14 protein-coding genes and 2 tRNA genes are annotated in these 15,768 nt (G+C 53.4%); 3 read left to right on the top strand and 13 right to left on the bottom strand.

The window, feature by feature from the left end; genetic code table 11:
- Positions 1-192: 192 nt before the first annotated feature.
- A tRNA-Met gene (locus Q0721_RS06525) sits at positions 193-264 on the bottom strand.
- A gap of 85 nt (positions 265-349) precedes the next feature.
- On the opposite strand from Q0721_RS06525, the gene Q0721_RS06520 reads away from it, so the two are divergent.
- A complete protein-coding gene (locus Q0721_RS06520) occupies positions 350-1,090 on the top strand; it encodes an alanyl-tRNA editing protein (protein ID WP_299027168.1) in 741 nt (246 codons plus the stop codon).
- A 15-nt stretch (positions 1,091-1,105) separates the two neighbouring features.
- Here Q0721_RS06520 and radC read toward each other — a convergent pair whose 3' ends face one another.
- From radC to Q0721_RS06480, 8 genes are all read right to left on the bottom strand, one after another.
- Positions 1,106-1,807, bottom strand: a complete 702-nt coding sequence (gene radC, locus Q0721_RS06515; RefSeq protein WP_299027165.1) for a DNA repair protein RadC — start codon at positions 1,805-1,807, stop codon at positions 1,106-1,108.
- Positions 1,808-1,811: 4 nt separating this feature from the next.
- Positions 1,812-2,867: a DNA polymerase III subunit delta gene (gene holA, locus Q0721_RS06510; RefSeq protein ID WP_299027163.1), complete on the bottom strand. Its 1,056-nt coding sequence runs from the start codon at positions 2,865-2,867 to the stop codon at positions 1,812-1,814.
- A gap of 30 nt (positions 2,868-2,897) precedes the next feature.
- A complete protein-coding gene (locus Q0721_RS06505; protein WP_299027161.1) occupies positions 2,898-3,416 on the bottom strand; it encodes a DUF6391 domain-containing protein in 519 nt (172 codons plus the stop codon).
- A 12-nt stretch (positions 3,417-3,428) separates the two neighbouring features.
- Complete coding sequence (locus Q0721_RS06500; protein ID WP_299027158.1) at positions 3,429-4,745, bottom strand: BCD family MFS transporter; 1,317 nt, start codon at positions 4,743-4,745, stop codon at positions 3,429-3,431.
- Between the two features lie 9 nt (positions 4,746-4,754).
- Positions 4,755-6,221 carry a DNA repair protein RadA gene (radA, locus tag Q0721_RS06495; RefSeq protein ID WP_299027155.1) on the bottom strand — a complete coding sequence of 489 codons (1,467 nt, stop codon included), beginning with the start codon at positions 6,219-6,221 and terminating at the stop codon, positions 4,755-4,757.
- Between the two features lie 97 nt (positions 6,222-6,318).
- Positions 6,319-8,811 carry an ATP-dependent Clp protease ATP-binding subunit gene (locus tag Q0721_RS06490; RefSeq protein WP_299027152.1) on the bottom strand — a complete coding sequence of 831 codons (2,493 nt, stop codon included), beginning with the start codon at positions 8,809-8,811 and terminating at the stop codon, positions 6,319-6,321.
- A 234-nt stretch (positions 8,812-9,045) separates the two neighbouring features.
- On the bottom strand, positions 9,046-10,098 hold the full coding sequence (locus Q0721_RS06485; protein WP_299027149.1) for a M42 family metallopeptidase: 1,053 nt from the start codon (positions 10,096-10,098) through the stop codon (positions 9,046-9,048).
- A gap of 5 nt (positions 10,099-10,103) precedes the next feature.
- Positions 10,104-10,541, bottom strand: coding sequence for an acyl-CoA thioesterase (locus Q0721_RS06480; RefSeq protein ID WP_299027146.1), 438 nt, complete (start codon positions 10,539-10,541; stop codon positions 10,104-10,106).
- A 146-nt stretch (positions 10,542-10,687) separates the two neighbouring features.
- Here Q0721_RS06480 and Q0721_RS06475 point away from each other — a divergent pair, with 146 nt between their 5' ends.
- Positions 10,688-11,101, top strand: coding sequence for an Rrf2 family transcriptional regulator (locus Q0721_RS06475; protein ID WP_299027143.1), 414 nt, complete (start codon positions 10,688-10,690; stop codon positions 11,099-11,101).
- Between the two features lie 9 nt (positions 11,102-11,110).
- Here the strand turns inward: Q0721_RS06475 and surE are convergent, their stop codons facing one another.
- The gene (gene surE, locus Q0721_RS06470) at positions 11,111-11,917 is read right to left on the bottom strand and encodes a 5'/3'-nucleotidase SurE (RefSeq protein WP_299027141.1); all 807 of its coding nucleotides are present in this window, start codon (positions 11,915-11,917) and stop codon (positions 11,111-11,113) included.
- 69 nt (positions 11,918-11,986) lie between these two features.
- Positions 11,987-12,060, bottom strand: a tRNA-Arg gene (locus tag Q0721_RS06465).
- A 282-nt stretch (positions 12,061-12,342) separates the two neighbouring features.
- Here Q0721_RS06465 and Q0721_RS06460 point away from each other — a divergent pair.
- A complete protein-coding gene (locus Q0721_RS06460) occupies positions 12,343-13,935 on the top strand; it encodes a trypsin-like peptidase domain-containing protein (RefSeq protein WP_299027138.1) in 1,593 nt (530 codons plus the stop codon).
- A 153-nt stretch (positions 13,936-14,088) separates the two neighbouring features.
- Here the strand turns inward: Q0721_RS06460 and Q0721_RS06455 are convergent, their stop codons facing one another.
- Complete coding sequence (locus Q0721_RS06455) at positions 14,089-15,237, bottom strand: HD domain-containing phosphohydrolase (protein WP_299027135.1); 1,149 nt, start codon at positions 15,235-15,237, stop codon at positions 14,089-14,091.
- A 62-nt stretch (positions 15,238-15,299) separates the two neighbouring features.
- A complete protein-coding gene (locus tag Q0721_RS06450) occupies positions 15,300-15,602 on the bottom strand; it encodes a hypothetical protein (RefSeq protein WP_299027132.1) in 303 nt (100 codons plus the stop codon).
- Positions 15,603-15,768: the final 166 nt, after the last annotated feature.

Genomic DNA, 15,768 nt, shown 5'->3' with positions numbered 1-15,768 from the left:
TTCCCCCACAACTCTCAGACCCAGTAAAGGAAGTTCTGGACAGTGCATTAGTAGAGCTTGAGTGTTGGTCAATAGGTGATAGAATTCGCGAATGGGCGCATCTGTGAGGGCCACAGGTTTTGTAGTGGAAACCCTTTGTGGGTGCGCTCTCGCCTACCCACTTTTTTGATCAGCCCCTACTTAAAAACTTAGTGGCGAGGGTGGGATTCGAACCCACAACCAACGGCTTATGAGTCCGCTGCTCTTCCATTGAGCTACCTCGCCAGCGCGTCCAAAATAATACTATGAGGACGATATTTTGTCAACTAAAGTTGCGCCTCTCGGCCAACCATTCTGAGGAGATGAACGTATGACGACCGAATTACTTTATCTTGAGGATGCCTATTTACGCGAATTTGAGGCTGTGGTACAAGCCGTGGACCCCGAAAATCACGCTCTTTTACTGAACCGCACGACCTTCTACCCCGGCGGAGGCGGTCAGCCTGCCGATACCGGCTGGTTGTCTTTTGGGGCCGGTCATTACACCGTGCTTCGCGTGCGTAAAACGCCAGAAGGGATATGGCATCACCTGCCGCCCGAGGCGCCGCTCCCCGTTCCCGGGACTCCTGTGCGCGGGGAAATTGATTGGGAACATCGTTATGCTCTCATGCGCACGCACACTGCCCTTCATATCCTATGTGGAGTTGTTTTCCGCGACTATGGGGCTTTAGTCACTGGCGGCGACATGGAACCCTTGCAGGGGCGCATGGACTTTGAGTTCGAATCCCTCACCAAAGAGCTTGTCGCCGTCATTGAGGAAAGTATCAACCGTGAGGTTCGGGCAGCCCGACCAGTGCGCACAGCCGTTCTGCCGCGTGAAGAAGCTTTCCAGATCCCGGATCTCATCCGCACCAAGATCAACCTACTCCCCCCAGAGATTACTCACGTTCGTACCGTTGAGATTGTAGGGCTTGACCTACAAGCCGATGGGGGCACCCATGTACGAAATACCGCAGAGGTTGGGACGATTCGGGTGATAGATTATAAGAGTAAGGGTAAGGTCAACAAGCGACTCTATATTGCGTTAGAGCCCTCCCCATCTTTGGCGTAAGCCCGAAAGCGCGGATCAAGAAAAGGCCAATCCCCGCTCTTTAAGCGAAACAAAGCGCCCCTGGCCGATGACCAGATGATCGAGCACTTCAACGTCTAAAAGACGGCCCGCCTGAATCAGGGCCCGGGTCAACGCAATATCCTCCGGGCTGGGTGTTGGATCACCACTGGGGTGATTGTGAACCACCAGGATGGCCGCCGCATTGCGCTGGATAGCAGCACGAAAAACCTCACCCACCCGCACAGTAGAGGCGTTCAATGAACCCCGGTACATCTTCTCAATGTGCATAACGCGGTTGCGCGTATCAGTCAAAATAACCCATAAATGCTCCTGAGGCAGAGCCGACATTTCATAAAGCACCAACGCAGCGGCATCTGCCGGGCTGTGAATGGCGGGGCGTTCCTCAGGAGAAGCGGCTACCATCCGCCGACCAAGTTCAATCGCCGCTTTGATTTGAGCCGCTTTCGCCACGCCCACCCCATGCTGCGCCTGTAACTCATGCAAGGAAGCACGGTGCAACCCGCCTAAACCCCCGAAGGTTTTTAAGAGCCGTGTTCCCAACTGGACTGCATTCTCGCCAGGAATGCCCACCCGCAACAGAATGGCCAGAAGTTCTGCGGTGCTCAACGCCTCGGCCCCCAAACGGGCCAAGCGTTCGCGTGGGCGTTCTCCACTCTCTAAATCGCGAATTCGATAAACGGGCTTCTGAGGTTCCACTTCGTTATTCCTTCACAGATGGAGATCCCGCTTTCTGCAATCCTATCAGATTGACAACCAATTGCTCTAGTGCCAGGCGGGGTTCTAAAGAGCCACTTTTGATGGCTAGATCGGTTTCAAACAACCGCTGATAAATTGCCTCTAATTGGGATAAGGAATATTTACGAGCCAAGTCCTTTAGCTGCTGCGCCACAAAGCCCTGCACTTTCAAACGATCGCCTATCACTTGGACTTGGGTTTCGCCGGACTCGAGTAGTTCTCGTGCCAAGAGAAGCAGACGAAACTCTCGCACAATCAGGGCCAGTAGACTGACAGGCTCCTGTTCGTCTAGTAAAGCCTCCAGAAGGCTTAAGGCCCGCTTTACATTCCCCTGGGCCATCGCTCTGGTCATATCAAAGATATTCGCATGCCCAACGGGGGCGGTTAGCAAAAGCACATCGTCCCCTGACACTGGCCGACGATGATCCACGTAAGTGAGCAATTTCAGAATCTCCTGGTGAACTTGATAAGTGTCATTCCCAATCAACGAAGCCAGGGTACTTGCAGCCTCCGGTGTAAACGTTCCTCCCAACGCGTGGGCGTGCTGCAGAATCCAAGCGGGCATTTGGTCTTGAGATGGAAACGGAAACGACTTTTCGATCCCCCGACCGCCCGATTGAGTTACCCAATCCACCAACCATTTTCCCGCGCTCTTCATGAGCGACCAGCCTCTATCGCGACCCGTGGGAATCCAATGGTCTTCAATCCACAGCACCAGGCAAGTGGTTGTCGGGAGAGTTTCCAGCAATTGGATGAAACGTTTTTGAGTCTGAGCCGAGCGCAGACGCACCAGCGGATTAACATAAACAACCAAGCGCCGTTCCCCCCAAAACGGCAGAGACATGCATTCGGCATATAGGCGTTCTTCGCCCTCGCTTTGTGCATCCAATTTGATAAAGTTGAAATCATTTATACCTTGCTCTCCCAGCAACCGAAGAGCCAATGCATCGAGAAACGCCTGCATTCCCGGCAAATCCTCGCCATAAAGGAGGTAAACCAAAGGCTCAGTGGCTTCCGACACCAAGGTGTTCCTCCACAGAATGACCTCTGCCTAACGAGTCCTTACATGATAAATCATCCACCCATTGCGCTCAAAACAATCTACTTGCTCGATTTGAAGGTCGCCTAAATCGGCATCCGTGGTGAGAGTGCGCTGCAACCAAGGTCCCAGCGGAGCCGCCAGGATCAATACAAGCGTTACCAGGAAGGTAACCAGCGGTAAGCGTTCTAACCGCTGTCGCCAGTTGCCCCGGGTGCCAAGCATAGCCAACCAGGCCACCAGGCCTGCCAGCAATCCCATTGAGGCGTAATTCGTCCCACAATTGGGATGAATAGCCAAGTCATGCTCGCCGGCTCGCAGACGCTGCAACGCTTCCGAAAGCCCCGCCTGAAACGTCTCGATATCGACATTGCCAATAATCCAGAACCCCCGCGCGTTGGAATTGCCTGCCATACGCAATTCAGGATGACGCGCAGAAAGCACCTGGATAGTCGCATGCTCAAGGGCATGATTGCGCCGAGTACGCAGCCACCCCTGTGGACCGATCAGTTCAGTAATTTGGTTTTGCATAAAACCTCCGCTTTATCCAGCATCAACATCTTGAAGGATGGCTGCCCGGGTTCCCAGAGAAAGGCGCTGGGAAGTCTCTCGAAAGGCCTGCACATCAATGCGCCAAAGAAGCACAAGCGAGACTCCTAAAAGCGCGGTTTGGATTCCAAACACCACCCCATAGCCTAGCAAAGCATTTTGACTCACCACCGTGACTATGTCGCGCACCACGCCTCCCAGTACCGAGCCCAGGATGCGCGCAAGTGCGCTGGCCATACCCCAAGCCCCCATGTAAAGCCCAACTTGCTGGGTAGTCATATCCAGCATCAAGGAGAGATTTGAGACTGTGGCCAGACCGCTCCCCAACCCCAGCAAAATAACGCCAATATAAAAAACCTCAACCGTTGCAATGACACCGGCTCCAACGATCAGGCTAAATCCCATCAACGCAATGACAGCCCCAGCCCAAGCCACTCGTCGCTTCCCCAGACGAGACTCCAATCCAGCCGCGACAATCAGGGCTGTCAAAAAGCAAGTCCCCCAAATGGATGTAATTCGAGTCGTCGCAGCAACTGAGAGGGCAAAAGCCTCCGCCGCGTAGGGCTCCAACAAAACATCTTGCCCTAAGATGGCAATAAGGAGCGCACTGAGATAAACGAAGAAAAGGCGTGCCTGAGGGTTACGCCAGATCATACGTAATTGATCGCCCCAAGAGGCTTGTTCTTCCTCTCTACTCATGCCTGAGGATGCGCTTCGGCGTGGTTCAAGCCCCATTATTCCCAGAAGGCCCAAAACCAAGGCTACCACAGCGACTAGGTTAAAGGCGCGCTGCAACTGCTCAGGAGAGTAGATCACCAACAAGCGACTTAACCCCGCCGCCGTCAAAATAATTCCCACAATCATCACAAACCACATGACAGCAACGGTTCGCGTACGCCCCTTTTCCCCTGAAAGTTCAGTTGCCAGCGAAAGATAAGAAACGGCCGCCAGATTGTAACCCATCCCCCAGGCTCCAAAGGTGAGCAAAGTCAATCCCAGCCCAAGGAAAAAGTTTTGGGGCAAAATAAAAACCACCATCGGTGCAATGGCCAACCCACCCACGCACAGGAGTAGTCCCGCTAAAATATAAGGAGTGCGACGCAACCCCCATATGGGATGACGGTCACTGTAGGCCCCAATGGCCACCTGAACCGGAGAAAACAGGTAAGGAAGCGATGCCATAATGGCCACCAAGGTAGCTGAAATACCCAACTCTTTAATCATGACCCGATTCAGGGTGCTATTGATTGGTACTAGCGTGATGGCTACAGCAGCGTGAATCAAGGCTAATTGCCAGCGTTTCAGTCCCATAAACTCACCTCATTCACGATTAGAAGATTTGGAAACAGATTCCAGGAGCGCCAAGCGCAATGCCTCACGCACCGAACGCGCCTCAAGCACCTCGATGCCCTCAGGCCAGACCTCAATGCGACGCAATCTTCGGGGCACAATAGCCACCTTAAAGCCCAGTTTGGCTGCCTCACGCAGACGGGCATTCATCTGAGCCACCCAACGCACCTCGCCAGAAAGGCCAATCTCACCAATCAGCACAGTATCCGCCCGAATGGGCACATCGCGGTAAGAAGAGGCAATCGCTGCAGCAATTGCTAGATCTGCAGCCGGCTCTGCAATTCGCAGACCTCCCACGACGTTAACAAATACATCTTGATCGCTCAAGCGCAGTCCTAACCGGCGAGTTAAAACTGCCACGATCAGCAGCAGCCGATTGACATCTAACCCATTTGGCGTACGCCGCGGATTGCCAAGATTGGAGGGACTGGTCAGCCCCTGAATTTCCACCAATAAAGGACGTGTGCCTTCCATGGTAACAGCAATTGCCGAACCAGGCGCGTTGACCATCCGTTCAGCTAAGAAAACTTCTGAAGGGTTAGGTACCTCAGCCATGCCAGTTTCGCGCATCTCAAACACCCCAACTTCCGAAGTGGCACCAAAGCGATTCTTCACCGAGCGCAGTAACCGCACAGCCTGGAAACGATCTCCTTCCAGATACAAAACAGTATCCACGATATGCTCCAAGACGCGCGGCCCGGCAATCACGCCTTCCTTGGTAACATGCCCGATCATGAAAATGGTTATCCCCGACGTTTTGGCTAGTTCACGCAAACGCGAGGCGCACTCACGCACCTGAGTCACCGAACCAGCACTGGATTGCAGAGAAGGTAAATACATCGTTTGAATCGAGTCAATTATTACCAAGCCCGGTTTGATCTCAGCAATGTGGTCAAGCACCGCTTCCAAATTGGTTTCGGTAACCAAGAAGAGATAGTCTGGGAAGTGCTCCTCATCATCCCCGCAGTTTTCTTTTCGATCTATCTGACGTAGCAACCGCTGCGCGCGCATTTTAATCTGACGCTCGGATTCCTCACCTGAGACGTAAAGTGCTGGACCGGTCATGGCATTGAGATAACCCCGCTGTACCATTTCCAACACCATTTGTAGCAGCAATGTAGATTTGCCAATCCCCGGGTCACCCCCCAAGAGCACAACCGACCCACGCACAATCCCACCACCTAAAACCCGCGCAAACTCGGGCATAGGAAGCATCAACCGGTCCTCAGCTTCTCCCGAGATCTCCCCCAGACGCACAGGGCGCGAGCGACCAGTTAACCCGCGCAAAGAGGTCACAGGAGATACGGTTGCGCTCGGCGCGGGCACAATTTCCTCTACCATGCTATCCCACGCACCGCATTGAGGGCAACGCCCTAAGGGACGCGGGGAAGTGCGACCACATTGTTGACATACATAACGAGTTTGGGTTTTAGCCATGGGACCTCAAAGAAAAGGGGCTGGCGGCTTAATGCCCGCCAACCCCACCCTTTCTTATAGAAACATGCCCGCTATCACGGAATTACTAGGCATATCCTTAGATGCTCATTTCAGCCGTCTTTTGCGCCTCGTCGGCGGGTGAACCCTCCTCCCTGCGCAACACAATCTCGCCATCCACAGCGTCTACCACAATCACATCGCCCTCGCTAAACTCACCTGCCAAAAGAGCATCCGAGAGCCGGTCCTCAATCCGATTTTGCAAAACTCGCCGCAAGGGTCGAGCACCCATTTCCGGATCATAACCCTCATCGGCCAGTAAGCGGATGGCCGCCTCGGTCGCTTTAAGGGTGATATTATTCTCCCGCAGACGATCAGAGACCTTCTGAATCTCCAAGCCAACAATTTTGAGCAGGTCCTCACGATTGAGCGCACGGAAGACCACCACGCCATCTAGGCGGTTGATAAACTCCGGTCGGAAGACCCGGCGGAGTGACTCAAGCAACTTCTTCCGCATTTCTTCGTAAGCGAGTTGTTCCTCGAGCGTCTCATCGCGCTTGATCTGAAAGCCCATAACATTCTGGCGTTTGATCATATCGGCGCCGATGTTAGAGGTCATGATAATGATAGTGTTGCGGAAATCCACCCGATGACCTCGGGCATCGGTCAAGTGACCTTCTTCCATGATCTGCAAAAGCATGTTGTGGGCTTCCGGATGCGCCTTTTCGATTTCATCGAAGACCACAATGGAGTACGGGCGACGACGAATAGCCTCGGTCAACTGCCCCGCTTCTTCGTAACCGACATAACCCGGCGGAGCCCCTACCAGACGGCTGACTGTGTGGCGCTCCATGAATTCTGACATGTCCAGTTGCAGCAAAGCCTCTTCACTTCCAAAGAGGAAACGCGCCAATGCTTTGGTCAGTTCCGTCTTACCTACCCCGGTCGGCCCCAGGAACATGAAGGACCCAATTGGGCGACGCGGATCTTTTAACCCTGAGCGTGCGCGGCGAATGGCCTTGGCGATGGTCTCAATGGCCTCATCCTGACCAATGATATGCTTGCGCAATTCTTCTTCCATGTGGAGCAACCGCTCTGACTCCGTTTGCGCCATTTGCTTGACCGGGATGCCGGTCCACATTGAGACCACCTCGGCAATATCCTCTGCTGTGACCACTGGGCTGTTCTCCCGATCCCAGCCGCTGCGCAAGCGCTCAATCTCATTCTCCAATTGGGCCGCCTTCTCCAGCAGCTCCTGAGCTTCTTCGTAACGCCCATCCTCCAGCGCCAGATAATGGTTCTGGCGGATCTCGCGCAATCGGGTCATAAGTTCTTTCACCGTCTTGGCTGACTGACTCTTGTACATGCGCACCCGCGAGGCCGCCTCGTCGATCAGATCAATGGCCTTATCGGGCAAATAACGTTCGGTCACGTAGCGCGCCGAGAGCCGAGCCGCAGCCTCAAGGGCTTCATCCGAAATAGTCAGGCGATGGTGCTCTTCATAAGCCCCACGTATGCCCCGCAGAATCTCAATGGTCTCCTCGACTGTGGGCTCATTGACCATAATCGGCTGGAAGCGCCGTTCCAGTGCCGCATCACTTTCAATGTACTTGCGATATTCATCCAGTGTGGTGGCACCAATAACCTGCAACTCTCCTCGCGAGAGGGCCGGTTTAAGAATGTTCGCTGCATCTACGGACGAACCCGCCGAACCCGCTCCAACCAACATGTGAACTTCGTCAATAAAGAGAATGGCCCCAGAGGCTTTCAGCTCTTCAATGACCCGCTTTAGGCGCTCTTCAAATTGACCGCGATACATTGTGCCCGCCACCAAGGAACCCACATCCAGCTGCAGGACACGTTTGCCCAACAGTGGCGCTGGCACGTCTCCCTCAACAATCCGCTGGGCGAGACCTTCCACGATCGCAGTCTTCCCTACACCCGGTTCGCCAATCAGAGCCGGGTTGTTCTTTGTACGCCGGGCCAGGATTTGAATGACTCGCTCAATCTCCATCTGGCGCCCAATCACCGGGTCGAGTTTGTTTTCCTCGGCCAAGGCAGTCAAATCGGTAGCCAGCTGATCAATAAGGGTGGTTTTCTGCTGCCCCTTCTGCTCCTGACGCTGTGAAGGGGCACGCCCAGTTGCACCCTGCAAAGCACTACTGCTCTCTTGCAGCACACGCCGTGTTTGACGCCGGATCTGCTCAGGAGTAACTCCCAGTTTGCGCAACACATCCAGGGCTTTGCCCTCAGTTGAGCGAATCAGCCCCAGCAGAAGGTGCTCGGTGCCAATATAGTGATGGCCCATGTTGCGGGCCTCGTCAAAGGCATACTCGAGCACTTGCTGCACCCCCGGTGAGAGATCAATGCGCCCTCCCCGGTATGAGCCATAACCACTAACGCGATCTACAATTTCCTGTACGCGATCCGGTTCTAGGCCCAGATCACGCAACACTCGACTAGCAATACCACCTTCTTCTTGGATCAATCCCAACAGCAGGTGTTCGGTGTTGATGGTATTCTGACGCATCCTTTCAGCTTCCTGGTGCGCCAAGCTCAACACTCTTCGCGCCCGCTGTGTAAAACGTTCCATCCCAGACAAGGCAATCCTCCTTCAACGTAAAAACCGTCTTTCCAATAAACTTACTTCACATCCAACCAGGGTAGTGTGAATCCACACACCCCAAAACAACATCATCCAATTTGTCAAGGGGACCAAAGATCGTTCCCCATTCTGCGTGTAATTCTACCAGAGTTTAGGGCCTTGTCGAGAGCCTCCTCAAAAACGTAAAAGGTTGCTCTATCAGCCAGGCTCGAGAATTCCCACTCACGCGTTCAACGCATAGGCCAACAACCAGCGGGTAGTGGCTACCAAGGCTTCCACGTGCGTTCGTTCATAATTATGCGAAGCATCTACTCCCGGACCGATCAAAGCCACAGGGGCATTCCCACCTGCCCGCCAGAATGCCCCACCGTCCGATCCGTAATTCGGGTAAATATCCACTTTGTATGGGACCTGGTACTGCTCAGCCAGATGGCGCAACCGCAGGCTCAATCCCCGATCGTAAGGACCGTGCGAGTCCTTCACGCATAACGTAGCATGAAATTCATCCGATGTCTGCCCTTCACCCACTGCCGCCATATCCACCACGATGAGAGCCGACAGATCTGCTGGCAACCCAGCGGATGCTCCGTGCCCAACTTCCTCATAATTGCTGAAGAGAGCATAAAGCGTGCGTCGAGGCTTGAGGTGAGCCCGCACCAGCGTTTGCATCGCCGCTACAACACATGCTACCCCGGCTTTGTTATCCAGATGCCGAGAGCGCACAAACCCCTCATTAACCTCGACCCGCGGATCAAAAGCAATAAAGTCGCCCACCTCAACACCCAAGGCTTGCGTTTCTTCGGCGCTCTGGGTGCGCGCATCTAGGCGCACTTCCATGCTCTCAGCATCTCGCGGTGCTTCAGCAGTCCGCTTACCATGCACGTGAGAGGAAGCCGCCGTAACCAGAATGCTTCCGCGATAACGCTGACCCTTATGGGTGAAAACCGTACACCCCTCGGATTCCACAGTGTTCCAGGCAAAACCCCCAATAGAGGTCATCTTTAAGCGCCCATTAGGCTTAATCTCCTTGACCATGGCCCCCAGCGTATCCACGTGCGTAACAACCGCCCAAGGAGCCACCCCGATTTCACCTTCCAAGCGAGCCAACAGGGCGCCCTTGGGAGTACGTTCCACTCTCACACCCTCCAATTGACATAACGCACGTTCCACGTAGTCCATCCCCAAGTCTGTAAATCCGGTTGGGCTTGGCGTATTGAGCAAGCCGGTCAGGAAATCCAAGAGATTCTCAATGTGGATATCCGGCAGATTCATCATGTATCTCATCCTTCAGCGTATTCTGGGATGCCTTCAAACGCGGCGATGGTCTCACGCCAACGCTGATCCAAGGGAACGCTAACCCGACGATGATAGTCGTATGCCACCATGACCACTTCTGCCTGGGCTTTCACCTGCCCGGTAGAAGGGTTCTCAACCACATAGACCATCTTCAGGCTCTTCTGGCCTAAACGCACGGTCTTTACACCAACCCGCAATTCTTCCAGCAAGGCAATCGGCGCGCGATACGCGATATGAATATCCGCCACAATCAGTCCTAGATCGAGAAAGGAATGACCATCAAACAAGCCCAATTGAATTAGGTACGCCAGACGCGCTTGTTCAAGATAGGTAAGGAAACGCGCATTATTAACATGCCACTGGGGATCCAAATCCCCATAGCGAACTTGAATCGGATAATAAAAGCGGAATGCTTCACTCATGGTTCGGATTATACCGAATGAATTGGAACTACGTCAAAGGTCATCATATAGCCATGATCTTAGTCACTTGCTCCAAATTTAACAAACGCATAAACTAAATAAACAGATAATTTCTACCTATATTTCTGAAAAGAGGGATAGGAACGATGCAAATTACCCGACAAGCCGATTATGCCTTGCGTGCGATCTACTACCTAGCACAATTAGGGCCTAACCAGCGTGCAGCAACCAGCGAAATCGCCGAACAGCAACACATTCCACCTTCTTTTCTGGCCAAGATCATCTCGCAACTTTCCATCGCTGGGTTAATCCACACCTCCCGCGGCGCACGTGGAGGGGTCTCCCTAGCCAAGCCACCCCATGAAATTACTGTCCTGGAGGTAGTGGAGGCCATTGATGGTCCGATTATGCTGAACGAATGCACGCAATCACCTAGTGCGTGCCCCTTCGGAGAAAATTGTGCGCTGCGGCCCATTTGGTGCGAGGCCAAAGAAGAGCTGGTTGACCGCCTCCGCCGTGCCACCTTTGCTAATGTGGCGGCTACCTCCGCAGTGGGATAGGGCAATGGCTCACCCCCGGCCAAGATGCGCTTCCAGAGATTGGAGAGGATAACGCGCCGTCATATCTAGGGTCAGGGGGGTTACCGAAACCACGCGCTCGTAAAGCAAGGCATAAATATCCGAATCCACAGGCACTTCTTCTGGCGAGACCTCCACACGGTAACCTAAGGGAGCCTCCTCGTCTAACCCACCCTTGCGGGTGGAATAGGGAACATAATAGCGGTGCATGGCCAAGCGAGTGACCCGCCATGGAGTTTCAGGAGTAGCCTCCGTTGGTACCTCAACCTTAAGGATTTGCACATCCCCCGGCAAACCCTTATCCAAAATACGTTGCGCAAAGTAACCAGTAAAGTACGCAGCAGCCGAAAAGTCCACCTCCTCTGAGTGAGTCAGGTGGTTGTGAATCCCCGTCTGAAGGGAAACCGCCAATGCTGGAATACCAAACGAGGCGGCTTCCATGGCTGCACCAATGGTGCCTGAAATGGTGATGCCTGTACCAACATTCTCGCCATAATTGATCCCCGAGACCACCAAATTGGGATAGCGGGGCAGCAGTTCCAGGAGAGCATGATCTACTGCCTGTGCCGGCGTACCATTCACACCAAACGCCACCCAGGTATAACCGTCCTCCCTCCGTTCCCGCCGTTCGATCCGCCCATCTGATAGATGGGGCATACTCCGCCCTGCTCCCGTGGATTGCATGCGCGGGGCAACCACAGCAACTTCACCCAACCGGGCAAGAGCCCGCGCGGCCGCCCAGAGTCCCGGTGAATCCACGCCATCATCATTAGTAAGTAGAATTAATGGCCTATGCATCGATCCCCTTTTTGACAGGTTTGTGGAATGAAAAAGAGCGGCTTACTCAACCGCTCGACTCCGTCTGTGTGCCCTCGGCGTGACTCGAACACGCAGCCTTTTGCTCCGCAAGCAAACGCTCTATCCATTTGAGCTACGAGGGCGTTTTGTGCTCATAATATACCGCGGGGGCGCAGAATCGTCAAGTGCTGCATCAAGTAGTAGTGGGGTTCGCATTATACCCTGGATGCCACATCAAAACATCAACTAAATTCATACCCACTATTTCTATTAAGGAAAACAGTCTTAACAGATCTTATCGAATTCAGCCCCAAATAAGATAAAATGTATATACCAGCATGCCTTGGGTGATCTGACCACAGGGGGCAATCGTGGGGGCGCTTGTATAGGTGTGCTTATTCCAAAATCCCAGAAAGGATGCCGGAATGTCCCTAAGAAAGGTCATCATTTTTGTTGTTATTGCCTTGGTGCTGGCCGCTTGTTCGGGGGCTCAATCTCCTTCCCCCACAGTGGTATCAACCACTCAAGCCCTCGCTCCCGAAAACACCCCCACTCCCCAAGGCCCCCAAGCCATTCGGAACATTGAGGACCTTAAAAAAGCAACTGTTCAAATCGAAGCACAGGGCACGTTTGTGGATCCCGAGGTTGGGTTGATGTTGAACGTAGCTGGACGCGGTTCGGGCTTCATCATTGATCCCTCGGGTATTGCCGTGACCAACAACCATGTCGTTACCGGCGCCGCCTTGATCAAGGTATGGGTCGGAGGCGAAAGCCAGCCTCGCAATGCGCGCATCCTGGGGGTCTCAGAATGTTGGGATCTGGCCGTCATTGATATCGAAGGCGAGGACTTTCCGTTTCTTGACTTCCACGAAGGTGAGATTAATCCCGGCCTGGAGGTTTATGCCGCTGGTTTTCCACTTGGCGATCCCGAATATACTCTGACTAAAGGGATTGTCTCCAAAGCCAAAGCCGATGGAAAGACCTCTTGGGCTTCCATTCCCGCTGTCATTGAACACGATGCACGTATTCGGGGTGGAAATTCAGGCGGGCCGTTGGTGGATAATCAAGCACGAGTTGTAGGGATCAACTATGCAGGCAACAATGTCTACGATATGAACTTTGCCATTCGCGCCCAGGACGCCATAAAAGTCATAAACGTACTACGAAGTGGTAAGGACTTCGAATCGATTGGTATCAATGGTCAGGCAGTCATGTCGGAAGATGGCAGTCTGAGCGGGATTTGGGTGGCCTCTGTCAAATCAGGTTCGCCAGCGAGCAAGGCTGGTATCCAGGGGGGAGACATCATCACCCGCATGGAAGGGCTAGTCCTGGCAACCGATGGTACCATGAGCGATTACTGCGATATCTTGCGTACTCGCGAATCCGACAGCGCCATTGCCATCGAGGTTCTGCGTTTTGATACCCAGGAATATCTTTCTGGCGAACTGAATGGTCAGCCTCTAACAACCAAGTTTTCCTTTGCCCAGGAATTAGGGGGTGAAGTTTCGGATTCGGGTACCTCTACTCCTACCAACTACGTACTAGTTCAGGACAACTCAGGAGCCATCCAAGTAGCCATTCCCTCCTCTTGGGGCGAAGTGGATGGTTCCCCCTGGGTTCTCGACAATACCGTCATCGGTGCTAGCATCACCGCGGCTGCCAGCCTGAACAACTTCGCGAACTACTGGGATGAGCCGGGGATCTTCTTCGCTGTCTCCGATCAGGTAGCCCAACTCGCCGGATATATTCAGCTGCTCGATGCCTATCGCGAAAACTACCGCAAAGAGTGCAAGTGGCAAGGGCGCTACGATTACGAAGATAGCGCCTACGAAGGAGCCTATGACCTTTATTCTAATTGCAACGGTGCTGGGAACGCCCTTGTTGTGCTCACAGCACGCCCCCAACAAAACAAGACCGCTTTTCTAGTCACTATTCTCTTCAACGCAATGAGTGATGGCGATTGGGCTGCTCTGGATCAAGCTCTGGCTACTTTTGACGTCGTAGGGGCCTTACCTTAAAAGTAAAAAGGGCCAACCAATCGCAGGTGCCCGACAGTGACAGCGCAGTTACTGTCGGGCATTATTGTTGCAGAAGCGCTTTCAATCTCCCTTAACCCGTCGAGCGCAGGATTCCTCCCGCGCTCGACAGTACCCCGGTTCTGGTGCAACGCTTTACTCCCCCTGACTAGCGTTAAACCCTTCTTCCTTGATAAGCGCAACAAAAGCCTCAACGATTTGTGGGTCGAATTGGGTGCCCGCACAACGCTGAATCTCTTGTAAAGCTGCTTCTGCTGAGCGTGGCGGTCGGTACACCCGTCCCCCAGTAATGGCTTCAAATGCATCTACAACTGCCAAAATGCGAGACCCTAATGGGATTTGATAGCCTTTTAGCCCGTGGGGGTAACCGCTGCCATCAAAGTTTTCATGATGGCACTGGATAATAGTGGCCACGCCACTGAGGCCAGTGATCATTTGGACAATCTGAGCCCCGATCTCGGGATGACGGCGCATTAACACCCACTCCTCCGGGGAAAGGGGTTCCGGTTTTTGCAAAATTGCCATTGGAACACCCACTTTTCCCAAATCGTGGAGCAAGGCCGCCAACCCTATCGTCTTTATCTCTGTCGGTAGACACCCCAAACGTTTGGCGAGACGCTCGGCCACCTGCACCAAGGTCATACTGTGCTGGGAAATGGATAAATCATACAACTCAATGCTCTTCGAGAGCATGACTATATCATCGTATAACGGCGGACGAGCCTCCGGATGGGTTACATAATCCACCAGCGAATGCGCATATCGTGCCAATAACCCAGCCAACCTTAGTTGCCCATCATGAAAGTGCGCCGGTTGCTTGGCACCAATGATCAAGACACCTCTAACCGATGAGGAATCCTCCCCAATAGCCATGAGGAGTAATGCATTGGCATCATGATAGCGAAGGGTACGCCCTTCATCCAAGCCCAGCGAGTCTTGCTCACGCGAGATGAGCATGGGATGACCTGAGATAATGACCTGGCGGTATAAGCGCTGAGCGTAGAATGGTTCTGCAATGCGCCGTATGTGCCCACCTCCATCCGCAAATGCGACCGCGCGACTTTCAAAACCCCATTCCCCTCCCAAGATAACCACCTTGCAAAATGCCGTCCGAGTCACACTCACCACGCATGTCGCCAAACCACTCAACGCGGCACTGAGAGGGTCTTCATAAACGGGCATTGCGGGGGCAAATGACGACGTGGTTGGCTCAAAGCCAGCTTTAGCCACTGACTCGGCCACCAAGCGCCGCAATTCACCCGTATCCGGAAGGCGAGCATTCATGGTAAGGGCCTCAACTTGGGATTATTGTTATTGCGCAACCAGGACTACCTTACCGCCCCGAATCAGCGCACACCCATTGATATCGGAAACTCGACCTGCACGGGGGCTTCACGCGCTAGGAACTGAGCCGCAAAATCGCTGAGCGAGTCCGCCCGAATATGACTCAGGTGTTCCAGAGTATCGGGGAGCAGGTTGAAGGATTCGCCATTATATCCTTGGGCCACCGCCAGTAATGGGTCTTCAAGCAATTGCTCACGGAAGCGCTTGCTGACCACCGCCGCACAAAAGAGACGGCTCACTTCCGCTTCAGTTGCTGTCTTGGTGTAGGTTACGGTTCGGCCTTCAAAATCCACTGCGTAACGCATCTTTACCTCCATTTGGCTTAACAGGTTCTCTCAAAGTGCGTCTTGCCTCTCATCACACAAAGCCAAAACAAAAACTGCGGGTTTGGTCTTTTCGACCAATTGTCAACCCCGCAGTTATTCTCGCCCTGTTGAGGCGCTAAGTAGCAATTACCTGAACACAGAGATC

The organism is uncultured Thermanaerothrix sp., assembly GCF_938028735.1.
Taxonomy (GTDB): domain Bacteria; phylum Chloroflexota; class Anaerolineae; order Anaerolineales; family Anaerolineaceae; genus Thermanaerothrix.
The sequence above is the reverse complement of the archived record's forward strand: the minus strand, read 5'-3'. Positions and strand labels throughout refer to the sequence as shown.

What these genes read in the sequence shown, in the direction of transcription:
- Q0721_RS06505 (WP_299027161.1), bottom strand. Translation starts at nt 3,416, where the DNA reads ATGCAAAACCAAATTACTGAACTGATCGGTCCACAGGGGTGGCTGCGT.
- Q0721_RS06480 (WP_299027146.1), bottom strand. Translation starts at nt 10,541, where the DNA reads ATGAGTGAAGCATTCCGCTTTTATTATCCGATTCAAGTTCGCTATGGG.
- Q0721_RS06460 (WP_299027138.1), top strand. Translation starts at nt 12,343, where the DNA reads ATGTCCCTAAGAAAGGTCATCATTTTTGTTGTTATTGCCTTGGTGCTG.
- Q0721_RS06455 (WP_299027135.1), bottom strand. Translation starts at nt 15,237, where the DNA reads ATGAATGCTCGCCTTCCGGATACGGGTGAATTGCGGCGCTTGGTGGCC.
- Q0721_RS06450 (WP_299027132.1), bottom strand. Translation starts at nt 15,602, where the DNA reads ATGCGTTACGCAGTGGATTTTGAAGGCCGAACCGTAACCTACACCAAG.
- surE (WP_299027141.1), bottom strand. Translation starts at nt 11,917, where the DNA reads ATGCATAGGCCATTAATTCTACTTACTAATGATGATGGCGTGGATTCA.
- Q0721_RS06490 (WP_299027152.1), bottom strand. Translation starts at nt 8,811, where the DNA reads ATGGAACGTTTTACACAGCGGGCGCGAAGAGTGTTGAGCTTGGCGCAC.
- radA (WP_299027155.1), bottom strand. Translation starts at nt 6,221, where the DNA reads ATGGCTAAAACCCAAACTCGTTATGTATGTCAACAATGTGGTCGCACT.
- Q0721_RS06520 (WP_299027168.1), top strand. Translation starts at nt 350, where the DNA reads ATGACGACCGAATTACTTTATCTTGAGGATGCCTATTTACGCGAATTT.
- Q0721_RS06485 (WP_299027149.1), bottom strand. Translation starts at nt 10,098, where the DNA reads ATGATGAATCTGCCGGATATCCACATTGAGAATCTCTTGGATTTCCTG.
- Q0721_RS06475 (WP_299027143.1), top strand. Translation starts at nt 10,688, where the DNA reads ATGCAAATTACCCGACAAGCCGATTATGCCTTGCGTGCGATCTACTAC.
- Q0721_RS06500 (WP_299027158.1), bottom strand. Translation starts at nt 4,745, where the DNA reads ATGGGACTGAAACGCTGGCAATTAGCCTTGATTCACGCTGCTGTAGCC.